General features: G+C 38.6%; 17 protein-coding genes and 2 pseudogenes (1 of these 19 only partly in view). 17 read left to right on the top strand and 2 right to left on the bottom strand.

Going from position 1 to position 21,653, the window contains the following annotated elements; genetic code table 11:
• Positions 1 to 93 precede the first annotated feature (93 nt).
• The 10 genes from hrcA to trpS all read left to right on the top strand — a co-directional run bounded on the left by hrcA (position 94) and on the right by trpS (position 13,200).
• The gene (gene hrcA / locus EHLA_RS09020; protein ID WP_096240412.1) at positions 94 to 1,143 is read left to right on the top strand and encodes a heat-inducible transcriptional repressor HrcA; all 1,050 of its coding nucleotides are present in this window, start codon (positions 94 to 96) and stop codon (positions 1,141 to 1,143) included.
• Between the two features lie 15 nt (positions 1,144 to 1,158).
• Positions 1,159 to 1,758, top strand: a complete 600-nt coding sequence (gene grpE, locus EHLA_RS09015; RefSeq protein WP_096240410.1) for a nucleotide exchange factor GrpE — start codon at positions 1,159 to 1,161, stop codon at positions 1,756 to 1,758.
• 47 nt (positions 1,759 to 1,805) lie between these two features.
• Positions 1,806 to 3,671, top strand: coding sequence for a molecular chaperone DnaK (gene dnaK, locus EHLA_RS09010; protein WP_096240408.1), 1,866 nt, complete (start codon positions 1,806 to 1,808; stop codon positions 3,669 to 3,671).
• Positions 3,672 to 3,960: 289 nt separating this feature from the next.
• A complete protein-coding gene (gene dnaJ, locus EHLA_RS09005; protein WP_096240406.1) occupies positions 3,961 to 5,133 on the top strand; it encodes a molecular chaperone DnaJ in 1,173 nt (390 codons plus the stop codon).
• Positions 5,134 to 5,144: 11 nt separating this feature from the next.
• Positions 5,145 to 6,110 carry a 50S ribosomal protein L11 methyltransferase gene (gene prmA, locus EHLA_RS09000; protein WP_096240404.1) on the top strand — a complete coding sequence of 322 codons (966 nt, stop codon included), beginning with the start codon at positions 5,145 to 5,147 and terminating at the stop codon, positions 6,108 to 6,110.
• Between the two features lie 199 nt (positions 6,111 to 6,309).
• A complete protein-coding gene (gpr, locus tag EHLA_RS08995) occupies positions 6,310 to 7,248 on the top strand; it encodes a GPR endopeptidase (protein WP_096240402.1) in 939 nt (312 codons plus the stop codon).
• A gap of 111 nt (positions 7,249 to 7,359) precedes the next feature.
• Entirely contained in the window at positions 7,360 to 8,580 is a 1,221-nt protein-coding gene (gene spoIIP / locus EHLA_RS08990) for a stage II sporulation protein P (protein WP_096240400.1), read from the top strand.
• A 441-nt stretch (positions 8,581 to 9,021) separates the two neighbouring features.
• Positions 9,022 to 10,029, top strand: coding sequence for an anthranilate phosphoribosyltransferase (gene trpD, locus EHLA_RS08985; protein ID WP_021906743.1), 1,008 nt, complete (start codon positions 9,022 to 9,024; stop codon positions 10,027 to 10,029).
• A gap of 212 nt (positions 10,030 to 10,241) precedes the next feature.
• Entirely contained in the window at positions 10,242 to 12,056 is a 1,815-nt protein-coding gene (lepA, locus tag EHLA_RS08980; RefSeq protein WP_096240398.1) for a translation elongation factor 4, read from the top strand.
• Positions 12,057 to 12,138: 82 nt separating this feature from the next.
• Positions 12,139 to 13,200 (top strand): tryptophan--tRNA ligase, encoded by a 1,062-nt coding sequence (trpS, locus tag EHLA_RS08975; protein WP_021906745.1) that lies wholly within the window; start codon positions 12,139 to 12,141, stop codon positions 13,198 to 13,200.
• Positions 13,201 to 13,321: 121 nt separating this feature from the next.
• Here trpS and nagB read toward each other — a convergent pair whose 3' ends face one another.
• Positions 13,322 to 14,047 carry a glucosamine-6-phosphate deaminase gene (nagB, locus tag EHLA_RS08970; protein ID WP_096240396.1) on the bottom strand — a complete coding sequence of 242 codons (726 nt, stop codon included), beginning with the start codon at positions 14,045 to 14,047 and terminating at the stop codon, positions 13,322 to 13,324.
• Positions 14,048 to 14,320: 273 nt separating this feature from the next.
• Positions 14,321 to 14,545: pseudogene (locus tag EHLA_RS17030) on the bottom strand (DUF6783 domain-containing protein).
• Here EHLA_RS17030 and EHLA_RS08960 point away from each other — a divergent pair.
• The 7 genes and pseudogenes from EHLA_RS08960 to yajC form a co-directional block, all read left to right on the top strand.
• Positions 14,462 to 15,289: pseudogene (locus tag EHLA_RS08960) on the top strand (putative N-acetylmannosamine-6-phosphate 2-epimerase); the annotation flags it as partial. The pseudogenes EHLA_RS17030 and EHLA_RS08960 overlap by 84 nt on opposite strands.
• 3 nt (positions 15,290 to 15,292) lie before the next feature.
• A complete protein-coding gene (locus EHLA_RS08955; RefSeq protein ID WP_096240394.1) occupies positions 15,293 to 16,132 on the top strand; it encodes a MurR/RpiR family transcriptional regulator in 840 nt (279 codons plus the stop codon).
• Between the two features lie 13 nt (positions 16,133 to 16,145).
• Positions 16,146 to 17,384, top strand: a complete 1,239-nt coding sequence (gene nagA, locus EHLA_RS08950) for an N-acetylglucosamine-6-phosphate deacetylase (RefSeq protein ID WP_096240392.1) — start codon at positions 16,146 to 16,148, stop codon at positions 17,382 to 17,384.
• A 659-nt stretch (positions 17,385 to 18,043) separates the two neighbouring features.
• Entirely contained in the window at positions 18,044 to 18,790 is a 747-nt protein-coding gene (locus EHLA_RS08945) for a 16S rRNA (uracil(1498)-N(3))-methyltransferase (protein ID WP_096241604.1), read from the top strand.
• Between the two features lie 121 nt (positions 18,791 to 18,911).
• Entirely contained in the window at positions 18,912 to 20,021 is a 1,110-nt protein-coding gene (gene aroC / locus EHLA_RS08940; protein ID WP_096240390.1) for a chorismate synthase, read from the top strand.
• A gap of 68 nt (positions 20,022 to 20,089) precedes the next feature.
• A complete protein-coding gene (gene tgt / locus EHLA_RS08935) occupies positions 20,090 to 21,232 on the top strand; it encodes a tRNA guanosine(34) transglycosylase Tgt (RefSeq protein WP_021906695.1) in 1,143 nt (380 codons plus the stop codon).
• 116 nt (positions 21,233 to 21,348) lie between these two features.
• Positions 21,349 to 21,653: the 5' portion of a preprotein translocase subunit YajC gene (gene yajC, locus EHLA_RS08930; RefSeq protein ID WP_021906694.1), read on the top strand. 16 nt of this gene lie beyond the right edge of the window; 305 of the gene's 321 nt are visible here — the first part of the coding sequence; it begins with the start codon at positions 21,349 to 21,351; its stop codon lies off the right edge, out of view.

Here is a 21,653-nt window from a genome sequence, read left to right as displayed (position 1 = left end):
GACAAGGATTGCAGATAGTGATAACTTAATGAATGTAGATATTAGCACTCGATAATGATGAGTGCTAATAACTAAGAAGGAAGGGAGTAAGAGATGGAACTGGATGAACGTAAGATGAAAATTTTAAAAGCAATTATTTCTACTTACTTAGAGACCGGAGATCCGGTAGGAAGCAGAACGATTGCCAAAGATTCTGATTTACATTTGAGTTCAGCAACGATTCGTAATGAGATGGCGGATCTCGAAGAACTTGGATATATCCTCCAGCCACATACTTCTGCCGGAAGGATTCCTTCAGATTTAGGATATCGTTATTATGTGAACTGTCTGATGGAAGAGAATGATGAGATTCGAATCAGGGAAACCGAGAGGGAGAAGGAACATCAGGATCTGATTAATAAGATGGATCGCATGGAAGAGGTTCTGAAGAACGTTGCAGATTTACTTGCAGCGAACACGAACTACGCTACATTGATTTCCACACCACAGATTAAGGAATCGAAGCTTAAGTTTATTCAGCTTTCTATGGTGGATACACAGAGGCTTTTGGTAGTAATCGTAGTTGGGAATGATACGGTAAAGAACGTACTCATGAATATGGATGAACCACTTGGAAATGACGAGATTTTAAAACTTAATATTTTGTTGAACTCTTTTCTTCAAGGACTGACACTGAATGATATTAATATCGAGTTAGTTCATATGATGAAGGTGCAGGCAGGGATGCATGCAGATATTTTAGAAGGAGTTTTCAGTGGAATTGTAGAGGCAATTCACGAAGCAGACAACATGGAGATTTATACCAGCGGAGCAACGAATATGCTTAAGTATCCTGAGCTTGTTAATCCTGAGCATACAACAGCACTTCTTGATACATTAGTGGAGAAGAAGCAGCTTGTAAAGCTTGTGGATGATACAGTGAATCAGGAAGAAAAACATGGCATACAGGTTTATATCGGTAACGAGACGCAGGTACAGTCTTTAAGGGATTGCAGTATCGTAACTGCCACTTATGAATTGAAGGAAGGCGGAACAGGAACGGTCGGAATTATCGGACCGAAACGAATGGATTACCGAAAGGTTGTAAATACTCTCAGAAATCTAACCGATGATTTAGATGAGATTTTTAATAATAAATCATAGAAAGGTGGTACTTAAGTGGAAGAAGAAAAAAAAGTATCCGACGAAAGTATCGTAGAAGAGGCGAAGGGAGAGACTCCGGAAGAAACAACGACGGAGGACGGAACGGAAGCCAAAGAGACAAAAGAAACCAAGACGAAAAAGAAAAAGAAGTCTGCAGCCGCTCTTGAAATTGAATTAAAAAAGAGTGAAGAAAAGGCAGCAGAGATGACAGATAAATATCAGCGTCTGATGGCAGAATTTGAGAATGCCAGAAAGAGAAATGCAAAAGAGCAGAGCCATATGTATGATGTAGGAGCGAAAGAGGTTCTTGCAAAGTTACTTCCGGTTGTTGATAATTTTGAAAGAGGTTTGGATGCTCTTTCAGAAGAAGAGAAGGAAGGGGCATTTGCTCAGGGATTTATCAAGATTTATCAGCAGATGATTACCGTACTTGAAGAAATCGGTGTAAAACCGATGGATGCTGTAGGAAAGGAATTTAATCCAGATTTTCATAATGCAGTTATGCATGAAGAGAATGAAGAGATGGGTGAGAACCTTGTATCTGAAGAGTTCCAGAAAGGATATATGTACAAAGATGGAGTTCTTCGTCACAGCATGGTAAAAGTAGTTAATTAGTCATATTTTAGATATATGAATTTGACAGAATACAGGAGGAAATAATTATGGGTAAAATAATCGGTATTGATTTAGGTACAACAAACTCATGTGTAGCAGTAATGGAAGGTGGAAAACCTGTTGTTATCACAAATGCAGAAGGAATGAGAACAACTCCTTCCGTAGTAGCTTTCACAAAAACTGGTGAAAGAGTTGTCGGTGAGCCGGCAAAGCGTCAGGCAGTAACAAATGCTGACAAGACTATTTCATCAATCAAACGTGAAATGGGTACAGATTATAAAGTAACAATTGATGATAAAAAGTATTCTCCACAGGAGATTTCCGCAATGATTTTACAGAAGTTAAAATCTGATGCAGAGAATTACTTAGGAGAAAAGGTAACAGAAGCAGTTATCACTGTTCCTGCATACTTCAACGATGCTCAGAGACAGGCAACAAAAGATGCAGGTAAGATTGCAGGCCTTGATGTAAAGCGTATCATTAACGAGCCTACAGCAGCAGCTCTTTCTTATGGCCTTGATAACGAGAATGAGCAGAAGATCATGGTATATGACTTAGGTGGTGGTACATTTGATGTATCTATCATTGAGATCGGTGATGGTGTTATCGAAGTATTATCTACAGCCGGAGATAACCGTTTAGGTGGAGATGATTTTGATAATGTAATCACACAGTATATGTTAGAGGATTTCAAGACAAAAGAAGGTGTAGATTTATCTACAGATAAGATGGCAATGCAGAGATTAAAAGAAGCTGCTGAAAAAGCGAAAAAAGAGCTTTCTTCTTCTACAACAACAAACATCAACCTTCCTTTCATTACAGCAACTGCTGAGGGTCCAAAGCATTTTGAGATGAACTTAACAAGAGCAAAATTCAATGAATTAACAGCTCACTTAGTAGAAAGAACAGCAACACCTGTTTCTAAAGCATTAAACGATGCAGGCCTTAACGCTTCTGAATTAAGTAAAGTATTATTAGTTGGTGGTTCTACAAGAATTCCAGCTGTACAGGATAAAGTAAAACAGTTAACAGGTAAAGAGCCATTCAAGGGAATCAACCCAGATGAATGTGTAGCAATCGGTGCTTCTATTCAGGGTGGTAAGTTAGCAGGTGATACAGGTGCCGGCGATATCCTTCTTCTGGATGTAACTCCATTATCCTTATCTATCGAGACAATGGGTGGTGTTGCTACAAAGTTAATCGAGCGTAACACAACAATCCCTACAAAGAAGAGCCAGATTTTCTCTACAGCAGAGGATAATCAGACAGCAGTAGACATCCATGTTGTACAGGGTGAGAGACAGTTCGCAAGAGATAACAAGACTCTTGGACAGTTCCGTTTGGATGGTATTCCACCAGCAAGAAGAGGTGTACCTCAGATTGAAGTAACATTTGATATCGATGCAAATGGTATTGTAAATGTATCTGCAAAAGATTTAGGAACAGGAAAAGAACAGCATATCACAATTACTGCTGGATCTAATATGTCTGATGAAGATATCGATAAGGCTGTAAAAGAAGCTGCAGAATACGAAGCACAGGATAAGAAGAGAAAAGAAGGTATTGATGCAAGAAACGATGCAGACAATATGGTATTCCAGACAGAGAAAGCATTAGAAGAAGCAGGAGATAAGATTGATGCTTCTGAGAAAGCTACTGTTGAAGCAGACATTGCGAAATTAAAAGAAGTTCTTGACCGCACGACTCCAGATAACATTTCAGAAGCAGATGTAGCAGCTCTTAACGAAGGTAAAGAGCAGTTAATGAAAGATGCACAGTCTTTATTTGCTAAGATGTATGAGCAGGCTGGCGGAGCAGCAGGTCAGGCTGGTCCTGGACCACAGGCTGATGCTGATGCAAATGCAACTTATAATGCAGATGATGTTGTTGATGCAGACTATAAAGAAGTATAAACAGATAGAAATGTGTTTTATAACACTTGTTTAAAATGTAAATATTCCTCTTTCTTACTCCTGCCTGTTTTTACAGGTGGGAGAGAAAGGGGAAATTTGTTTATCTCAGTCGAGAAGACTCCCACCTCTTTCAGGTGGTGAGTGACAGGGCTGCTCGACTTGAACAAAAAGTTCCCAGTGTATTGTATCATTCATAATTATTTTGATTTTTCAAAACACCTATGGTATCTTAACTATTCAGGAACATAAAACTTTATGAATGATAGAGTACACCAGGTTGGAGGATAAAATGGCAGAAAAAAGAGATTATTATGAAGTCTTAGGCGTAGATAAGAATGCGTCAGAGACGGAAATTAAGCGTGCATATCGAAAGGTTGCAAAGAAGTATCATCCGGATATGAATCCGGGAGATAAAGAGGCAGAGGAGAAGTTCAAAGAAGCTGCAGAAGCTTATGAAGTACTTAGTGATCCGGAAAAGAAGAGTAAATACGACCAGTTCGGTCATGCTGCATTTGAGCAGGGTGGCGGTGGAGCCGGTGGTTTTGGCGGTTTTGATTTCGGAGGAGACATGGGAGATATCTTTGGAGATATTTTCGGAGATTTCTTTGGCGGAGGCAGACGAGGCGGCGATGCCAGAAGAAACGGACCAAGACAGGGAGCGAATCTTCGTGCCGGTGTTCGTATCACTTTTGATGATGCCATTCGCGGCGTAGATAAAGAACTGGAGATTACATTAAAAGAAGAATGTAAGACTTGTAACGGAAGTGGAGCGAAACCAGGCACAAGTCCGGAAACCTGTCCGAAATGTAAAGGAACCGGTCAGGTTGTATTTACACAGCAGTCTATGTTTGGAACAGTTCGTAATGTTCAGACTTGTCCGGATTGTAACGGAAGCGGACAGATTATCCGTAACAAGTGTAGTGACTGTTCCGGTACGGGATACATTAAGGTTCGTAAAAGAATTAAAGTGCCGATTCCAGCAGGTATCGACAATGGTCAGAGTGTAAGAATTCGTGAAAAGGGAGAACCAGGTATTAATGGCGGACCAAGAGGAGATTTACTTGTTAATGTAACCGTATCCCGTCATCCTAAGTTCCAGAGACAGGAATATGATATCTACTCTACAGAGCCAATCACATTTGCACAGGCAGCGCTTGGTGGAACGATTAAGATTGATACCGTAGATGGCCCTTATGAGTATACTTTAAAACCGGGAACACAGACAGATACAACAATTCGTCTGAAAGGAAAAGGTGTTCCTACCCTTAGAAACCGAAATATTCGTGGAACCCATATCGTCAAATTTGTTGTGCAGGTTCCTGAAAAAATGAATGCAGCACAGAAAGAGGCGCTTCGTAACTTCCAGGAAGCAATGGGAGAAGTAGCCCCTTCCGAAAAGAAAGAAGAAGCTCCGCACGAAAAACACGAAAAACATAAGAAAAAAGGTTTCTTTAAGAAGTAGGAGGAAAGCTTATGAAGTGGAATAAACTCACTATTGAAACAACAACTGCAGCAGAGGATATGTTGAGCTATGAGCTTTCTGAGATGGGAATGGAAGGTGTCGAAATCGAAGATCATGTGCCATTATCTGAAGAGGACAGAAAGATTATGTATGTAGATCTTCTTCCAGATGAGATTGCACCGGATGATGGTAAGGCTCGTATTTCCTGCTATGTAGATGAGAAAGAAGATTTACAGGCTGTTATTGCTAAAATAAAAGCAAAAATCGAAGAATTATCTGCATTTTTACCAATGGGAAGCGGGGAGATCACTTTAGGCGTAACAGAAGAAGAAGACTGGATCAATAACTGGAAAGTATTCTTTAAACCATTTCGTTTAGACGATAATATTGTGATCAAGCCAACCTGGGAGACCCTTTCTGATAAGAAAGATGATGATATTGTAATAGAGATTGATCCTGGAACTGCATTCGGAAGCGGATCTCATGAGACAACAAAGCTCTGCATTTCTCAGCTTAAAAAATATATTAAAAAAGATACAGAACTTCTTGATGTTGGAACGGGAAGCGGTATCCTTTCTATTATCGGATTAAAATTAGGTGCGCATCACGCGATGGCAACGGATATTGATCCGAATGCAATTCGAGCAACGAATGAGAACTTTGCCATTAATGAGGTATCTGAACAGGCAGAGGTCCAGCAGGTAAATATTCTTGATAAAGAAGAAGCAGATAGTTTTTATGAGAAAAACAATGGAAAGAAATATGATGTTATTGTAGCAAATATTCTTGCAGATGTTATCATTCCACTTTCTGGAATTGTCGCTCCACTATTGAAGGATGACGGTGTTTTTATCACTTCCGGAATCATCAATACGATGGAAGAGGCAGTAAAGGAAGCAATGCTTGCCAATCATTTTGAAATCCTTGAGATTAATCATATGAAAGACTGGGTAAGCATCACAGCTAAAAAAGCTTGATTTATCAATTTATTAAAAATATAAGTAAAAGTACACTATCTTTACAGATGCGATAGTGTGCTTTTTTTGTTTCCTCTTATTTTGGTAAAATAGATTTTTTGAATACTTTTTTTGTTTTTTTACATAATATTTAAAAGGGTTTGGTCAGAATAATATAGTTAGTGTAAAAAACGTATATTACAGATTTTGGGAGGTATTCATGAATATTTTACATTCTTTTTCTCATACAGATTTGGCATTGGAATTGAAGGATGAGCTGGAGGAATCTTGTGAAAGAGAGCAGTTTTTTGAAGGAATTACCGTCAGCCACAAGGAGATTGGAAAAAAGGGGCTTAAGGAAACGGTGATTAAGATTGAAAACGAAGCCGGAGAGAAACAGCTTGGGAAGCCACAGGGAATTTATATAACGCTTGAGGGAGAAAATATGGCAGGAAATGATGGAGGATTTCATGAGGAAATGAGCAATCATCTTGCAAAACGTCTTGCAAAATTACTTTTGGGAAGAAAAAAATTATTATTTATAGGACTTGGAAATGGGGAAGTGACACCGGATGCACTGGGACCACTCGTGATAAAAAATCTTTTTGTGACGAGACATTTGAAAGGCTGGAAGGAAGTGGAAGGATGTCCGGTAGTAGCGGCGCTGGCACCGGGAGTGATGGCACAGACAGGAATGGAAACGGGAGAAATCGTGGAGGGAATCGTGAAAAAGATTCATCCGGATGCGCTAATTGTAATTGATGCGTTAGCGGCTAAAAGTTCAGAACGTTTAAACCGGACAATTCAGATCAGCAATACGGGGATTGCACCGGGATCAGGGGTAGGAAATCAAAGAAATGAGATTACGGAAAAAACAATGGGCGTTCCGGTAATCGCGCTTGGTGTCCCTACTGTGATTTCTATTCCGTCACTGGCATGTGATATTATGGATTCTTTTTGTGCTTCACAGGGCGAAAAAATGGAAGATACATTTTCTTCTTGGCCGGAAAGTGAAAAGTATCGATTTTTAGGGAAGATTTTGGATGCTAAATTATGGGAGCTTTTTGTGACACCGAAAGAAATTGATGAGGCAGTGAAGAGAATCAGCTATACGCTTTCAGAAGGAATCAATCAATTTGTTTCAAGTAGAACTTCATAATCAAAAAGGACAAGCATAAGTTTATATTATGAGAATTATTTTGATTTTTGATACAAGCTGATGCTGCGTTTGCAAAAACTGCTAGAAGTTGTATGTTGATTGGGAGGTACTATGCGGGAGAAGAATTTAAAAACAATAGAGGGGTTATTGTTTGTTCTTTTTGTTTTATTATGGGGGTTATTTTTATCCGGTGGAAGCGGAAAGGTAAAAAGAAGGACACTTTCTTTATGGGAAAGTGTTCCCATACATACAGAAGTATTCCGAGAATTTTTTGAAAACGGAATACAAAAGGGGAAATATGGGATAGCACCGATTCTTGGATATGATACATACGGAGGGGAAAAACGGCTGCTGCTTCCTTTTTTTCGAAATGGAATGCAGACAGAGCTTTTTCCGATTCAACGGTTTGCTCTTGATTACTGGAAGGGGAAAGGGTACTACAAGGCAAAATATAGTGATAACGTACCAGGCTATTTTACAGAATCAGACGATCAGTCTGTAGAAGAAAAAAAGAAAGATCCAGGTAAAATGAAGCAGACTGGCACAGGAAGAACTTATACGATAAAAGAACTGGCAAGCTATTCTTTTTTATTAGAACATTTTTATATTGTTGATGAAACGACATCTATGACAAAACAAGAACTAAACGGGATAAAACTTGTAAAAACAGATTTGTCTGCAAAGCCTGGGAAAGGAGAACCACTGGTACTTATTTATCATACACATGGGAGTGAGACATATAAAAAGGTAAATGGAGAGGAAGGTTCTGTCATTGAAGTGGGAACAGCATTACAAAAGGAATTGGAAACCGTTTATGGAATCAAAACAATACATGACACATCAGTGTATGATATGGTTGACGGACAGCTTGATCGAAATGCTGCCTACAATTTTGCAGGTGACAGTGTGGAAGCAGCACTGAAAAAGAATCCTTCTGTAAAAGTAGTCATTGATCTTCACAGAGATTCGGTAGAAAGTAGTATTCATCTTCGGACCAAAATTAATGGAAAGTCCACAGCGCAGATTATGTTTTTTAATGGGGTCAGCCGTCTTGCAAAAAAAGGAGATATCGGATATCTCTATAATCCAAATAAAGAAGGCAATCTGGCATTTAGTTTACAAATGCAGCTTTTATGTGGGAAATATTATCCAGACCTGACAAGAAAAATATATATAAAAGGCTATCGCTATAATCTCCACCTGGTAAAACGGGCGATGCTTGTAGAAGTAGGAGCGCAGAATAATACTGTAAAAGAGGCAGAAAATGCAATGAAGCCATTGGCGGAGATGTTATATCGGCTTTTGTCAGGAGAAAAATCCTATAAAAAATAAATTGACAAATGATAAGGAGTATGCTTTAATAATATCAGAAAATTTAATTTTTCAAGTCAAACTGTTGAAGCGGAGATAAAAATAGTTGTGCACGCACAGAGAGTCCGGAAAGGTGAGAGCCGGGTGGAACGCAGATTATTAAATGGACCGCGGAGGGCACAGTCAAAGGTATCTTTTACTTAGTACACTGTGACGTGAGGGCATACGTCAGTTGCCGGGGATATGATGGTATCCTTCAGAGCGCACATTTTGTGAATCAAGGTGGCACCGCGGATGTGAAAGAATAAGTTTTTGAGATGAATTTATTTTGATAATACACCCGTCCTTGACAAAGTAGTAATACGTTGTCATGGGCGGATTTTTTTGTTTTATTTTAGTCGGGAAGGCTTCCATCCAGAAATCCGTATGGCAACATTGACAGCAGAAGAAGGAGGTAGCATTATGATTAAAGAAGCAATTATCAAATTAAGTAAAAAAGAAGATTTAAGTTATGAAATGGCACAGACTGTCATGGATGAGATTATGACGGGAGAAGCAGACGATATTCAAAAGAGTGCTTATCTTACAGCCCTTGCCATGAAGGGAGAAACGATTGATGAGATTACTGCTTCTGCAGCAGGAATGCGGACGCATTGTACAAGACTTCTTAATGATATGGATGTATTAGAAATCGTAGGAACAGGAGGAGACCGCTCTAATTCTTTTAATATTTCTACAACTGCCGCGCTTGTCATTTCTGCCGGCGGGGTTCCGGTTGCAAAACATGGAAACAGAGCAGCTTCAAGTAAAAGTGGAGCGGCGGATGTGCTAGAGGCTCTTGGTGTAAATATTACCGTTTCTCCGGCACAGAGTGCACAGATGTTAAAAGATATAGATATCTGTTTCCTCTTTGCACAAAAGTATCATACAGCGATGCGTTATGTGGCAAATGTTCGAAAAGAACTTGGAATCCGTACGGTATTTAATATTTTAGGACCTCTTTCTAATCCTGCAGGCGCAAACATGCAGGTTATGGGTGTTTATGATGAGAATCTGGTAGAACCTCTTGCAAGAGTCCTTTTTAATTTAGGTGTAAAAAATGCTATGGTAGTCTACGGTCAGGATTGTCTCGATGAAATTTCTATGAGTGCCAGGACAACTGTTTGTGAGATTAAAGATGGAATATTCCGCTCGTATGAAATTGAGCCGGAGCAGTTTGGATTTAAAAAATGTAGTAAGGAAGAACTTGTCGGTGGAAGCCCAGAAGAAAATGCAAAGATTACTTTGGCAATTTTAAATGGGGAAAAAGGCCCTAAAAGGGAAGCTGTTTTAATGAATGCCGGCGCAGGCTTTTATGTTGCCGGAAAGGTTTCGACTTTAGAAGATGGAGTGAAACTTGCCGCCGAACTGATTGATAGCGGGAAGGCAAAAGAAAGACTGGATGAGTTTGTCAAATTGTCCAATCAGTAATAAAAAGCAGTGAAATAATACATAAATAAATTGATAATACGTCCATTGCGTTGAAATTGTATCAGGATTAGGAATAAAAAATTGCAAAGGCAGGAAACTCATGATAGAATAGGACGGATAAGATAAAATGAATGTACTCTTGGAATCTTCTCACAAAAGTAAGTGAGGTGAAGACTTCGGGAGCACATATTATAAAACAGGAGGAAACTACCTTGGCTGGAATTGACCAGAGTAAAATAAGAAATTTTTGTATTATAGCACATATTGATCATGGCAAATCAACTTTAGCAGATCGTATTATTGAAAAAACCGGACTGCTGACAGATCGAGAGATGCAGAACCAGGTTCTTGATAACATGGATTTAGAAAGAGAACGTGGAATCACGATCAAGTCTCAGGCAGTACGTATTGTATACCATGCAGAAGACGGAGAAGAATATATATTTAATTTAATCGATACACCGGGTCATGTCGATTTTAATTATGAGGTGAGTCGAAGTCTTGCAGCTTGTGAAGGAGCGGTTCTTGTCGTTGATGCGGCGCAGGGAATTGAAGCACAAACTCTTGCTAATGTTTATCTGGCATTAGATCACGACCTTGAAATTATGCCGGTTATCAATAAGATTGATCTTCCGAGCGCGGATCCAGAGCGTGTAGTGGAAGAGATTGAAGATGTAATTGGAATTGAAGCGGAGGATGCTCCGAAGATTTCTGCGAAAAATGGAATCAATATCGAGCAGGTACTCGAACAGATTGTAGAGAAGATTCCGGCACCGGGAGGAAGCCCTGAGAATCCATTACAGGCACTTATTTTTGACAGTGTATATGACTCTTATAAAGGAGTTATCATTTTTGCCCGTATTATGGAAGGAACCATTAAAAAAGGTACGAATATGCTGATGATGGCAACTGGTGCGAAAGCAGAAGTTGTGGAGGTCGGTACTTTTGGTGCAGGTCAGTTCTTCCCATGTGATGAGCTTTCTGCCGGAATGGTTGGTTATGTTACCGCCAGTCTTAAAAATGTAAAGGATACTCGTGTGGGTGATACGGTCACAGATGCAGACAATCCATGTAAGGAGCCTTTGCCTGGTTATAAAAAAGTAAACCCTATGGTATTTTGCGGAATTTATCCGGCAGATGGAGCGAAATATCCAGATTTAAGAGATGCTTTAGAAAAGTTACAGCTTAATGATGCATCACTCCAGTATGAGCCGGAAACATCAGTAGCACTTGGATTTGGTTTCCGTTGCGGATTTTTAGGTCTTTTACATTTAGAGATTATTCAGGAACGATTAGAGAGAGAATATAATCTTGACTTAGTAACAACTGCACCGAGTGTTATTTACAAAGTGCATCAGACAGATGGAACCGTATTTGATCTGACTAATCCGACAAATCTTCCAGACCCATCTACGATTGAATACATGGAAGAGCCGATTGTATCTGCAGAAATTATGGTAACGAAAGAATATGTAGGAGCGATCATGACGCTTTGTCAGGAACGCCGAGGCACATATATTTCCATGGAATATATGGAAGAAACCAGAGCGCTTTTGAAATATGAACTGCCACTTAATGAAATTATTTATGATTTCTTTGATGCATTAAAATCCCGTTCCAGAGGATATGCTTCGTTTGATTATGAGATGAAAGGATACCAGCGTTCAGAACTTGTGAAGTTAGATATCCTCATTAATCGTGAGACAGTCGATGCACTTTCTTTTATCGTCCACTCTTCTACAGCGTATGAGCGAGCAAGAAAGATTTGTGAAAAGTTAAAAGAAGAAATCCCAAGACATTTATTTGAAGTTCCAATACAGGCAGCAATTGGAAGCAAGATTATTGCCCGCGAAACAGTAAAAGCTGTCCGTAAAGATGTACTTGCCAAATGTTATGGCGGTGATATTTCCCGTAAGAAGAAGCTTCTTGAAAAGCAGAAAGAAGGTAAGAAGAGAATGCGTCAGGTTGGTAATGTAGAGATACCACAGCAGGCATTTATGAGTGTATTGAAACTTGATGAAGACTAATTTTCTCTTGAAGTCTTTCTCCGCTAAATGAAGCACAGAAAAATTTCAAGAGCAGATAAATATATGAAGGAGAAACTATATAATGAAAAAAGTAATTTTAACTGGAGACCGTCCAACGGGTCGTCTTCATGTAGGACACTATGTAGGCTCATTATCAGAGAGAGTCAGATTACAGAATTCCGGAGACTATGATGAAATTTATATCATGATTGCAGATGCGCAGGCACTTACAGATAATGCAGAACATCCGGAAAAAGTACGTCAGAATATTATTCAGGTAGCATTAGATTATCTAGCATGTGGTATTGATCCGGAAAAGTCAACGATTTTCATTCAGTCCATGGTTCCTGAGCTTACAGAGCTTACTTTCTATTATATGAACCTTGTTACAGTTGCCCGCGTACAGAGAAATCCAACTGTTAAGTCTGAGATTAAGATGAGAAACTTTGAAGCGAGTATTCCTGTAGGATTCTTCTGTTATCCGATCAGTCAGGCAGCAGATATTACTGCTTTTCGTGCGACTACAGTTCCTGTAGGAGAAGATCAGATGCCGATGATCGAACAGTGTAAAGAAATCGTTCATAAGTTTAATAGTGTGTATGGAGAGACGCTAACAGATCCACAGATCGTTCTCCCATCTAATAAAGCCTGTCTTCGTCTTCCTGGCATTGATGGAAAGGCAAAGATGAGTAAGTCACTTGGAAACTGTATTTATCTTTCTGATGAAGCAGACGTAGTAAAGAAAAAGGTTATGTCTATGTTTACAGATCCAAATCACCTTCGTGTAGAAGATCCTGGTCAGGTAGAAGGCAATCCGGTATTTATTTATTTAGATGCATTTTGCAAAGATGAATATTTCGCAGAATTCCTTCCTGGTTACCAGAACCTTGATGAGTTGAAAGAACATTATCAAAGAGGTGGACTTGGTGATGTTAAGGTGAAGAAGTTCTTAAATAAAGTATTAGAAGCGGAACTTGGACCGATTCGTGAGAGAAGAAAGATGTGGGAACAGCGTATTCCAGATGTATATGATATCTTACATGAAGGCTCCAAAGTTGCTGAAAAGAAAGCAGCCGAGACATTGAATGATGTACGTGAAGCAATGAAGATTAATTATTTTGATGGAGATTTTGCATTGAATTAAATTTTGATCAGATTGATTAGAAAAAACGCTACGAGATAGCTTGCGAAAGCGATCTGTATCCAGAATCCTAGGTACAGATCAAAGCTATGACGTAGCGTTTTTTAATCAGAATCTATAACAATTAAAATCTTTTTAATGCTGCTTCATCGGCTACGATGATTACATCGTTATGAAGCTGCAGGATTGAGGCTGGCACTTCAGGAGTAATTTCGCCATAAACGGCATTGTATAAAGCATCTGCCTTGTCTTCCCCACTTGCAACAACAAGAATCTTTCTTGCCTGCATGATATTTTTAATTCCTAAAGAATATGCCTGGCGTGGAACATCAGCTTCGGAAGCAAAGAAACGTTTGTTTGCCTCGATTGTACTTTCTGTAAGATCTACACAGTGCGTTTCTTTCTTAAATACCGTACCTGGCTCATTAAAACCGATGTGTCCGTTTCTTCCGATTCCGAGAAGCTGCAGATCAATACCACCCTGTTTGAGGATATTCGCATTGTACTCAGCGCAGGACTTTTCTGAATCTGTGGCGAGTCCGTCTGGAACAAAAGTACGATTTTTATCGATATTGACATGGTCAAATAAATAGGTGTTCATGAAATAGCGGTAACTTTGCGGGTCTTCTGGACTTAATCCTTTGTATTCATCAAGGTTGATACTAGTTACTTCAGAAAAATCAAGCTCGTCTTTATTGTACCATTCGATTAACTGCTCGTAAGTTCCTATTGGAGAAGAACCGGTAGCTAAACCAAGGACACAATTAGGTTTCATAATAATCTGTGCCAAAATAATCTGAGCTGCCTTTCTGCTCATATCGTTATAATCTGTTGCTCTACAAATTCTCATAATAGCATACTCTCCTTAAAATTTGTTCTCATTTGTGTCTTTAGTATACCCAGAAAAAAGTAAAAAGCAATAGAATAAAAATATATGGAAGCTACTTTCAGTTTTTGATAAGAAGAATTACAAAAAAGAATTGCGATTGAAAGTACTTTCAGAAATAATAAAAATATTTGAAAATAATTTTGAAAAGGATTATACTAAGCGGGAAATAATATTTTTTACTCAATAAATAACGAAGTCAGGAGAGAAATTACCAATATAAATTACTAATATAAATTACCAATGGAAAATACGTTTAGAAAATACATTGGAAGTTTCTAAATAAAAGAAATTATGAATAACGAGACTAGAGCGTGTTTGAAAAACCATTCCTACAATCTGCACGCCCCAATTTGCGGTATATTTTGCCTTCATTCAGTTGACGTAGCCCGCTACGCCGCCCTCATTCAGGTAAAATCTCCCACAAATTGTAACGCACATCTTGCAGAAAGCATTTTTCAAACACGCTCTAGAATGAAGCAGGAAAGGAATAGATTAAAGATTATGAATATAAATATAAAAGAAAAGATTGAAAATTTAAAAGGGAAATTAATTGTATCCTGTCAGGCTCTTCCTGAGGAACCTCTACATTCCTCTTTTATTATGGGAAGGATGGCATTAGCAGCAAAAGTTGGCGGAGCCAGTGGTATTCGTGCAAATACAAAGGAAGATATTAAAGAAATTCAGACGCAGGTAGAACTTCCGATTATCGGCATTGTAAAGAGGGATTATGAGGATAGCGAAATTTATATTACCCCTACGATGAAAGAAGTTGATGAGCTGATGGAAGTAAAGCCGGAGATTATAGCGATGGATGCAACGAGTTCTGCAAGACCGGAAGGGAAGACGTTAGATGAGTTTTTTCACGAAGTAAAGAAAAAATATCCTAACCAGCTTTTTATGGCAGATTGTTCCACTGTAGAAGAAGCGGTTCATGCAGATACACTTGGTTTTGATTTTATCGGAACAACTATGGTCGGTTATACAAAGCAGAGTGAGGGAGATAAGATTGAAGAAAATGATTTTGAGATTTTGAGAACAATTGTTTCTAAAGTAAAACATAAGGTCATTGCAGAAGGGAATATCAATACACCAGAAAAAGCAAAAAGAGTTTTGGAGCTGGGGGCATATAGTGTTGTTGTTGGATCAATCATCACAAGACCACAGCTTATTACGAAGTCTTTTGTGGAAGTGATTGGAAAGTAAACAATGAATCATTATTTTAAATCAGTTATTCCGGTTATAGAGTCTAATTATAATAAGTTTACAACAGTTGAGAAATCGATTGCTGATTTCTTTATAAATAATCAGAAAAAGGCAGATTTTTCAGCAAAGACAGTAGCATCGAAACTTTTTGTTTCAGAAGCCTCTCTTTCCCGATTTGCACAGAAATGTGGATATCGTGGATATCGGGAATTTATTTATCAGTATGAGGAGAATTTTGTAGAGAAAAAGGAAACGATGGCAGGCAATACATTGATGATATTGAATGCATATCAGGAACTTTTAAATTCTTCATATAGCCTCGTGGATGAAAAACAGATTGAAAGAATTGGAAATTATCTGAATAAGGCAAAGAAAGTTCTGGTATGTGGGAAAGGAAGTTCAGGTCTTGCTGCAAAAGAAATGGAAATTCGTTTTATGCGTATTGGTGTAGATGTGGACTCGATTACAGATACTGATTTGATGCGTATGCGGGCTGTGTTTCAGGATGAAGATAGCCTTGTTTTTGGATTTAGTATCGGTGGGCAAAAAGAAGAAATTATTTTTCTTTTAAAAGAAGCGGAAAAGCGAGGAGCTAAAACAATCTTATTTACTGCGAACAACAGAGATGATTATAAAGAGTTTTGTACAGAAGTTGTATTAGTTCCGTCTTTACTTCATTTAAATCATGGAAATGTAATTTCGCCACAATTTCCGATTCTGATCATGACAGATATTATTTATTCTTATTATGTAGAACGAGATGAAACAAAGAAAAAAATATTGCATGAACGGACATTGCAGGCTTTGGAAAAATCTTATACAGAAAAAATCGAAAGAAAGTGAGAAGATTATAACTATGATAATTGATAATGTAAAAGTATATACAGAATCCGGGAAATTCGTTTTAGGTGGTATTATCACACAAGGAGATACCATTACAGCTGTGTATACCGAAAAGGAAAAAGAAATCACATTTAAAAAAATGAATATGACAGCAGATTCCTCCGCACAGAAAGAAAAACTGACAGAGAATGTAATAACAGAGTATGTAATAGACGGAAAGGGAACTTATGCCATTCCGGGATTAATCGATCTGCATTTCCATGGATGTATGGGGGATGACTTTTGTGATGGAGACAAAGAAGCGATTCGCCGCATTGCAGAGTACGAAGCAAGCGTTGGTGTTACTGCAATTGCCCCGGCTACAATGACTCTTCCGGTAGAAGAACTGGAGAGCATTTTAAAAACAGCGGCAGACTATAAAAAAGAATGTGAAGATATCGATCAGATAGAAACAAAGAACGATAAAAAGAGAGCAGACTTTGTTGGTATTAATATGGAAGGACCATTTATCAGTCCGATTAAAAAAGGTGCACAGGATGAACGGAATATTATCCCATGTAATGAAGAAATCGCTCAGCGATTTTTGGATGCATCAGATTATCTCGTTAAATTTCTGGGGATTGCACCAGAAGAAAGTGCAAACGCAGTTTCTTTTATCAAGAACATGAAAGACAAAGTAAATATTTCATTAGCACATACCAATGCATCTTATGAAATAGCAAAGGAAGCGTTGGAAGCGGGAGCAAATCATGTAGTACATTTATTTAATGCAATGACTGGTTTTACACACAGAGAACCAGGAGTTGTCGGTGCAGCATCTGACAATGAACATGCCATGTCCGAAATTATTTGCGACGGAGTGCATATTCATCCATCTATGATAAGAGCAGCATTTAAAATGATGGGTGCGGAACGTATGATATTTATCAGTGATAGTATGAGAGCAACGGGAATGCCAGATGGACAGTATACATTAGGAGGACTAGATGTAAAAGTAACAGGGAACAGAGCAACTCTCGTTTCCGATGGGGCATTAGCAGGTTCTGTAACAAATCTTGCAGACTGCATGCGAACAGCAGTTACACAGATGGGAATCCCGCTGGAAACAGCCGTAGCCTGTGCTACAAAAAATCCTGCCATCAGTCTTGGAATCTACGAAGAAAGAGGCTCAATCAGCATTGGGAAAAAAGCAGATATCCTTCTCCTTGATCAGAACCTCACATTAAAAAAAGTAATAAAAAGTGGAAGATAACTATTTGATTCATTAGAGGAAAACAGACGAAAAAAGAAATAATACCATATCCCATCTGCTCTGTAGTCGCTGTATTTAAGATGCTTGTCCGCATCTTAAACACGCTCCGAAGCCGCATCTGGGATATGGTATTATTTCTTTTTTCTGTGTTTTGGCTCCAGAAGGAATGAATGCAATAGTTTTTGAGGAGAGAAGGGGACAGAAGGTTGTGGCTTATTCTGATGTCATTTTCACTTTGCTGAACCTTTTTCAAGTTTCACTGATGATAAGATGATACCGCAAGCTATTACTTTACATAATAATTTTATTATTATATTGTCGCAATATATCATTTTTCTCTTCTGGCGAGATATCTTCCGAACAAGTAGTAGACTTCTGATCTCTCCCCTTTATCTTCCCAAAGACTATTGAATTCATTCACGTAGAGCCAAAACACAGAAAATAAAAAGAATAGACCATAATAAATGTAATGTGAGAGCAAGTAAAAATGCCGAACAGGCATTTTCTACGCAGTGATATCTTTACATTTGTTATGGTCTATTCTTTTTATTTTCGTCTGTTTTCTTCTAAATGAATTAAATAGTAAATTGACATATTTTTTGAAAGAAGTTATGATATATGCATGTCTTAAAAAGGCAGAGAATGGAACGGAGGAATTTATGTATCAGTTTTTTATACAACCTGCTAGTGTTAAAGAAAAGGAAGTCTGGATTACAGATTTACAGGATGTGAATCATATTCGTAATGTGCTTCGGATGAAAAAGGGAGAGAAGATTTCTCTTTGCTGTGAGGAAAAGGGAAAGGAATATATTTGCAGCATAGAGGATATGCAGTCAGATATTGTAAAGGCAGTTATTGTTGATATTAATGGAGAATCTCGGGAACTTCCTGTAAAGATTACGCTTTTTCAGGGACTTCCTAAAAACGATAAAATGGAGCTGATCATTCAAAAAGCAGTAGAGCTTGGTGTTGCAGAGATTGTGCCAATGGCTACGAAAAGAGCAGTTGTGAAGCTTGATGCAAAGAAGGCAGCAAAAAAAGTACAGCGTTGGAATGAGATTGCAAAAAGTGCAGCGAAACAGTCGAAAAGAGGAATGATTCCAGAAGTAAAGTCAGTAATGTCGTTTAAGGAAGCGGTAGAGTATGGAAAAAGTATGGATATGTTACTGATTCCTTATGAGGATGCAGAAGGAATCGTACATTCAAGACAAGTAGTAGAATCCGTAAAGGGTAAAAAGAGTTTGGGAATATATATTGGACCGGAAGGTGGATTTCCAGAGGAGGAGGTTTCTCTTGCTATGGAAGCCGGTGCAGAACCGATTACACTTGGCCATCGGATTTTGCGTACTGAAACTGCCGGAATGGCATTACTTTCTGTACTAATGTTTATGTTAGAAGAAGAATAAACAGACAAAGTATGAAGGCTTACGAAAAGTGGAATCATGAATAGTATGGCGGTATAAAATAATAAAAAAGAGTGAGTAATATTAAGGACAATTAATGATGTGATTTTAGCAGGAGGAATATATGGCAGGTTCAACATTTGGGACATTGTTCCGTATGACAACATGGGGAGAGACACATGGAAAGGGAGTTGGTGTTGTGGTGGATGGCTGTCCGGCAGGTCTTTCTCTTTGCGAAGAAGATGTACAGAAATATCTAAATAGAAGAAAGCCTGGGCAGTCAAAGTATACAACAAAGCGAAAAGAAGATGATCAGGTAGAGATTTTATCAGGTGTTTTTGAAGGAAAGACAACAGGAACACCAATTTCGATGGCAGTGTTCAATAAAGATCAGCATTCAAAAGATTATTCGGAAATTAAAGATGTATATCGTCCGGGACATGCAGATTATACATTTGATAAGAAATATGGTTTTCGTGATTATCGCGGTGGTGGACGTTCTTCAGGAAGAGAGACAACGGCTAGAGTAGCAGCTGGTGCAGTGGCAGCAAAAGTGTTAGAAGAGTTAGGAATCGAAATATTTGCTTATACAAAGGCAGTAGGACCAGTTCAGATTGACAGCAGCAGATTTTCAAAAGAAGAAAGAGATAAAAATGCTTTATATATGCCTGATGTACAGGCAGCAGCACAGGCAGAAGCCTATCTTCAGGAGAAGATGAGGGAACTGGATTCTAGTGGCGGTATTGTAGAGTGCGTGATTACAGGAATGCCGGTAGGAATTGGAGAACCAGTATTTGATAAATTAAGTGCAAATCTTGGCAAAGCAATTTTATCTATTGGAGCAGTAAAAGGTTTTGAAATTGGAGATGGATTTGCAGCGGCGCAAAGTGTTGGTTCTGAAAATAATGATGATTTTTATAATCATAATGGAAAGATTGAAAAGAAAACGAATCATGCAGGCGGGATACTTGGTGGAATGAGTGATGGCTCTGTGATTATATTTCGTGCAGCATTTAAACCAACTCCATCGATTGCACAGCCACAGCAGACCGTAAACCGAGAGGGAGAAGATACCGAGATTGTAATTCATGGACGACATGACCCGATTATTGTTCCAAGAGCGGTAGTAGTGGTGGAAACTATGGCTGCAGTAACTGTACTTGATCTGCTGCTTCAAAATATGGGAAGCAGTCTTGAAGGTGTGAAAAACTTTTATAGAAGTGATAAAAAGTAAGGATAAAGGTTGTACATTTGCTTTGTTTATGATAAAATCAAATTTATGTGTAAAGTTAAGGAGAGTATATGTATAAGTTATTAACGAAAGATGGTATGGCTAAACGGGGAGAGTTTGAGACAGTCCATGGTACGATACAGACTCCTGTTTTTATGAATGTAGGAACAGTAGGAGCAATCAAGGGGGCTGTCAGCACAGATGATCTTCGCACAATTGGAACACAGGTAGAATTATCAAATACGTATCATTTGCATGTAAGAACAGGGGACAAGTTGATTAAAGAATTTGGCGGTCTTCATAAATTTATGGGCTGGGATAAACCGATTCTTACCGATTCCGGTGGATTTCAGGTGTTTTCATTGTCCGGTCTTCGTAAGATAAAAGAAGAAGGGGTATATTTTCAGTCACATATTGATGGTCATCACATTTTTATGGGTCCAGAAGAAAGTATGCAGATTCAATCAAACCTTGGTTCGACGATTGCCATGGCCTTTGATGAATGTCCATCAAGTCGTGCAGACAGAACTTATATCCAGAATTCTGTAGACAGAACGACGAGATGGTTAGAGCGATGTAAGATAAAGATGAAGGAGTTAAATAGTCTTCCAGACACGGTGAATCCTCATCAGATGCTTTTTGGAATTAATCAGGGTGGTATATTTGCAGATATACGTGTAGAACATGCTAAGAGAATCAGAGAATTAGACTTAGATGGATATGCGATAGGTGGTCTTGCAGTAGGTGAGACACATGAAGAAATGTACCACATTTTAGATGAAGTTGTACCATATCTGCCAGAAGAAAAGCCTACGTATCTTATGGGAGTAGGAACTCCGGCAAATATCATAGAGGCAGTTGACAGAGGGGTTGACTTTTTTGATTGTGTATATCCTTCTCGAAATGGAAGGCATGGTCATGTATACACACATCATGGAAAATTAAACCTTTTTAATAAGAAGTTTGAATTAGATCCTCGGCCAATTGAAGAAGGATGCCAGTGTCCAGCTTGCCGGACATATAGCAGAGCGTATATTCGGCATTTGCTAAAAGCAAAGGAAATGCTTGGAATGCGCCTTTGTGTTCTGCATAATTTATATTTCTATAATCATTTAATGGAAGAAATACGCGGAGCGATTGAGGCACATCGATATAAGGAGTTCAAAAAAACCACATTAGAAGGTTTTTTGACACCGGAAGAAGAATACCGGTAATATATTTATGATATCAGGGTCAAAAGGTCAGAAAGCCGATGCAATCTGGTATCAAGGGGTCAAAATACCTTTTGACCCCAACATCATATTTATAGAAGAATAATGGAGGTAAAGACATGTTATTAGCACAGAGTGCGAGCGCAGGCTCATCTATCACTATGATTGTTGCATATGTAATTCTGTTTGGAGCAATCATTTACTTTATGACAATTCGTCCACAGAAAAAACAACAGAAGGCAGCAGACGAGATGCATGCAGGAATGCAGGCTGGAGATAGCGTATTAACAACAAGTGGATTCTATGGTGTGATTATTGATATTATGGATGACACCGTTATCGTTGAGTTTGGTAATAACCGTAACTGCAGAATTCCAATGCAGAAAGATGCAATTGCAGCTGTAGAAAAACCAAATCTTACAAA

Origin of the sequence: Anaerobutyricum hallii (assembly GCF_900209925.1) — a bacterium.
Taxonomy (GTDB): Bacteria; Bacillota; Clostridia; order Lachnospirales; family Lachnospiraceae; genus Anaerobutyricum; species Anaerobutyricum soehngenii.
The sequence above is the reverse complement of the archived record's forward strand: the minus strand, read 5'-3'. Positions and strand labels throughout refer to the sequence as shown.

Coding starts and splice junctions, on each gene's coding strand:
- hrcA (WP_096240412.1), top strand. CDS start 94: ATGGAACTGGATGAACGTAAGATGAAAATTTTAAAAGCAATTATTTCT.
- dnaK (WP_096240408.1), top strand. CDS start 1,806: ATGGGTAAAATAATCGGTATTGATTTAGGTACAACAAACTCATGTGTA.
- dnaJ (WP_096240406.1), top strand. CDS start 3,961: ATGGCAGAAAAAAGAGATTATTATGAAGTCTTAGGCGTAGATAAGAAT.
- prmA (WP_096240404.1), top strand. CDS start 5,145: ATGAAGTGGAATAAACTCACTATTGAAACAACAACTGCAGCAGAGGAT.
- gpr (WP_096240402.1), top strand. CDS start 6,310: ATGAATATTTTACATTCTTTTTCTCATACAGATTTGGCATTGGAATTG.
- spoIIP (WP_096240400.1), top strand. CDS start 7,360: ATGCGGGAGAAGAATTTAAAAACAATAGAGGGGTTATTGTTTGTTCTT.
- trpD (WP_021906743.1), top strand. CDS start 9,022: ATGATTAAAGAAGCAATTATCAAATTAAGTAAAAAAGAAGATTTAAGT.
- trpS (WP_021906745.1), top strand. CDS start 12,139: ATGAAAAAAGTAATTTTAACTGGAGACCGTCCAACGGGTCGTCTTCAT.
- nagB (WP_096240396.1), bottom strand. CDS start 14,047: ATGAGAATTTGTAGAGCAACAGATTATAACGATATGAGCAGAAAGGCA.
- EHLA_RS08955 (WP_096240394.1), top strand. CDS start 15,293: ATGAATCATTATTTTAAATCAGTTATTCCGGTTATAGAGTCTAATTAT.
- nagA (WP_096240392.1), top strand. CDS start 16,146: ATGATAATTGATAATGTAAAAGTATATACAGAATCCGGGAAATTCGTT.
- EHLA_RS08945 (WP_096241604.1), top strand. CDS start 18,044: ATGTATCAGTTTTTTATACAACCTGCTAGTGTTAAAGAAAAGGAAGTC.
- aroC (WP_096240390.1), top strand. CDS start 18,912: ATGGCAGGTTCAACATTTGGGACATTGTTCCGTATGACAACATGGGGA.
- tgt (WP_021906695.1), top strand. CDS start 20,090: ATGTATAAGTTATTAACGAAAGATGGTATGGCTAAACGGGGAGAGTTT.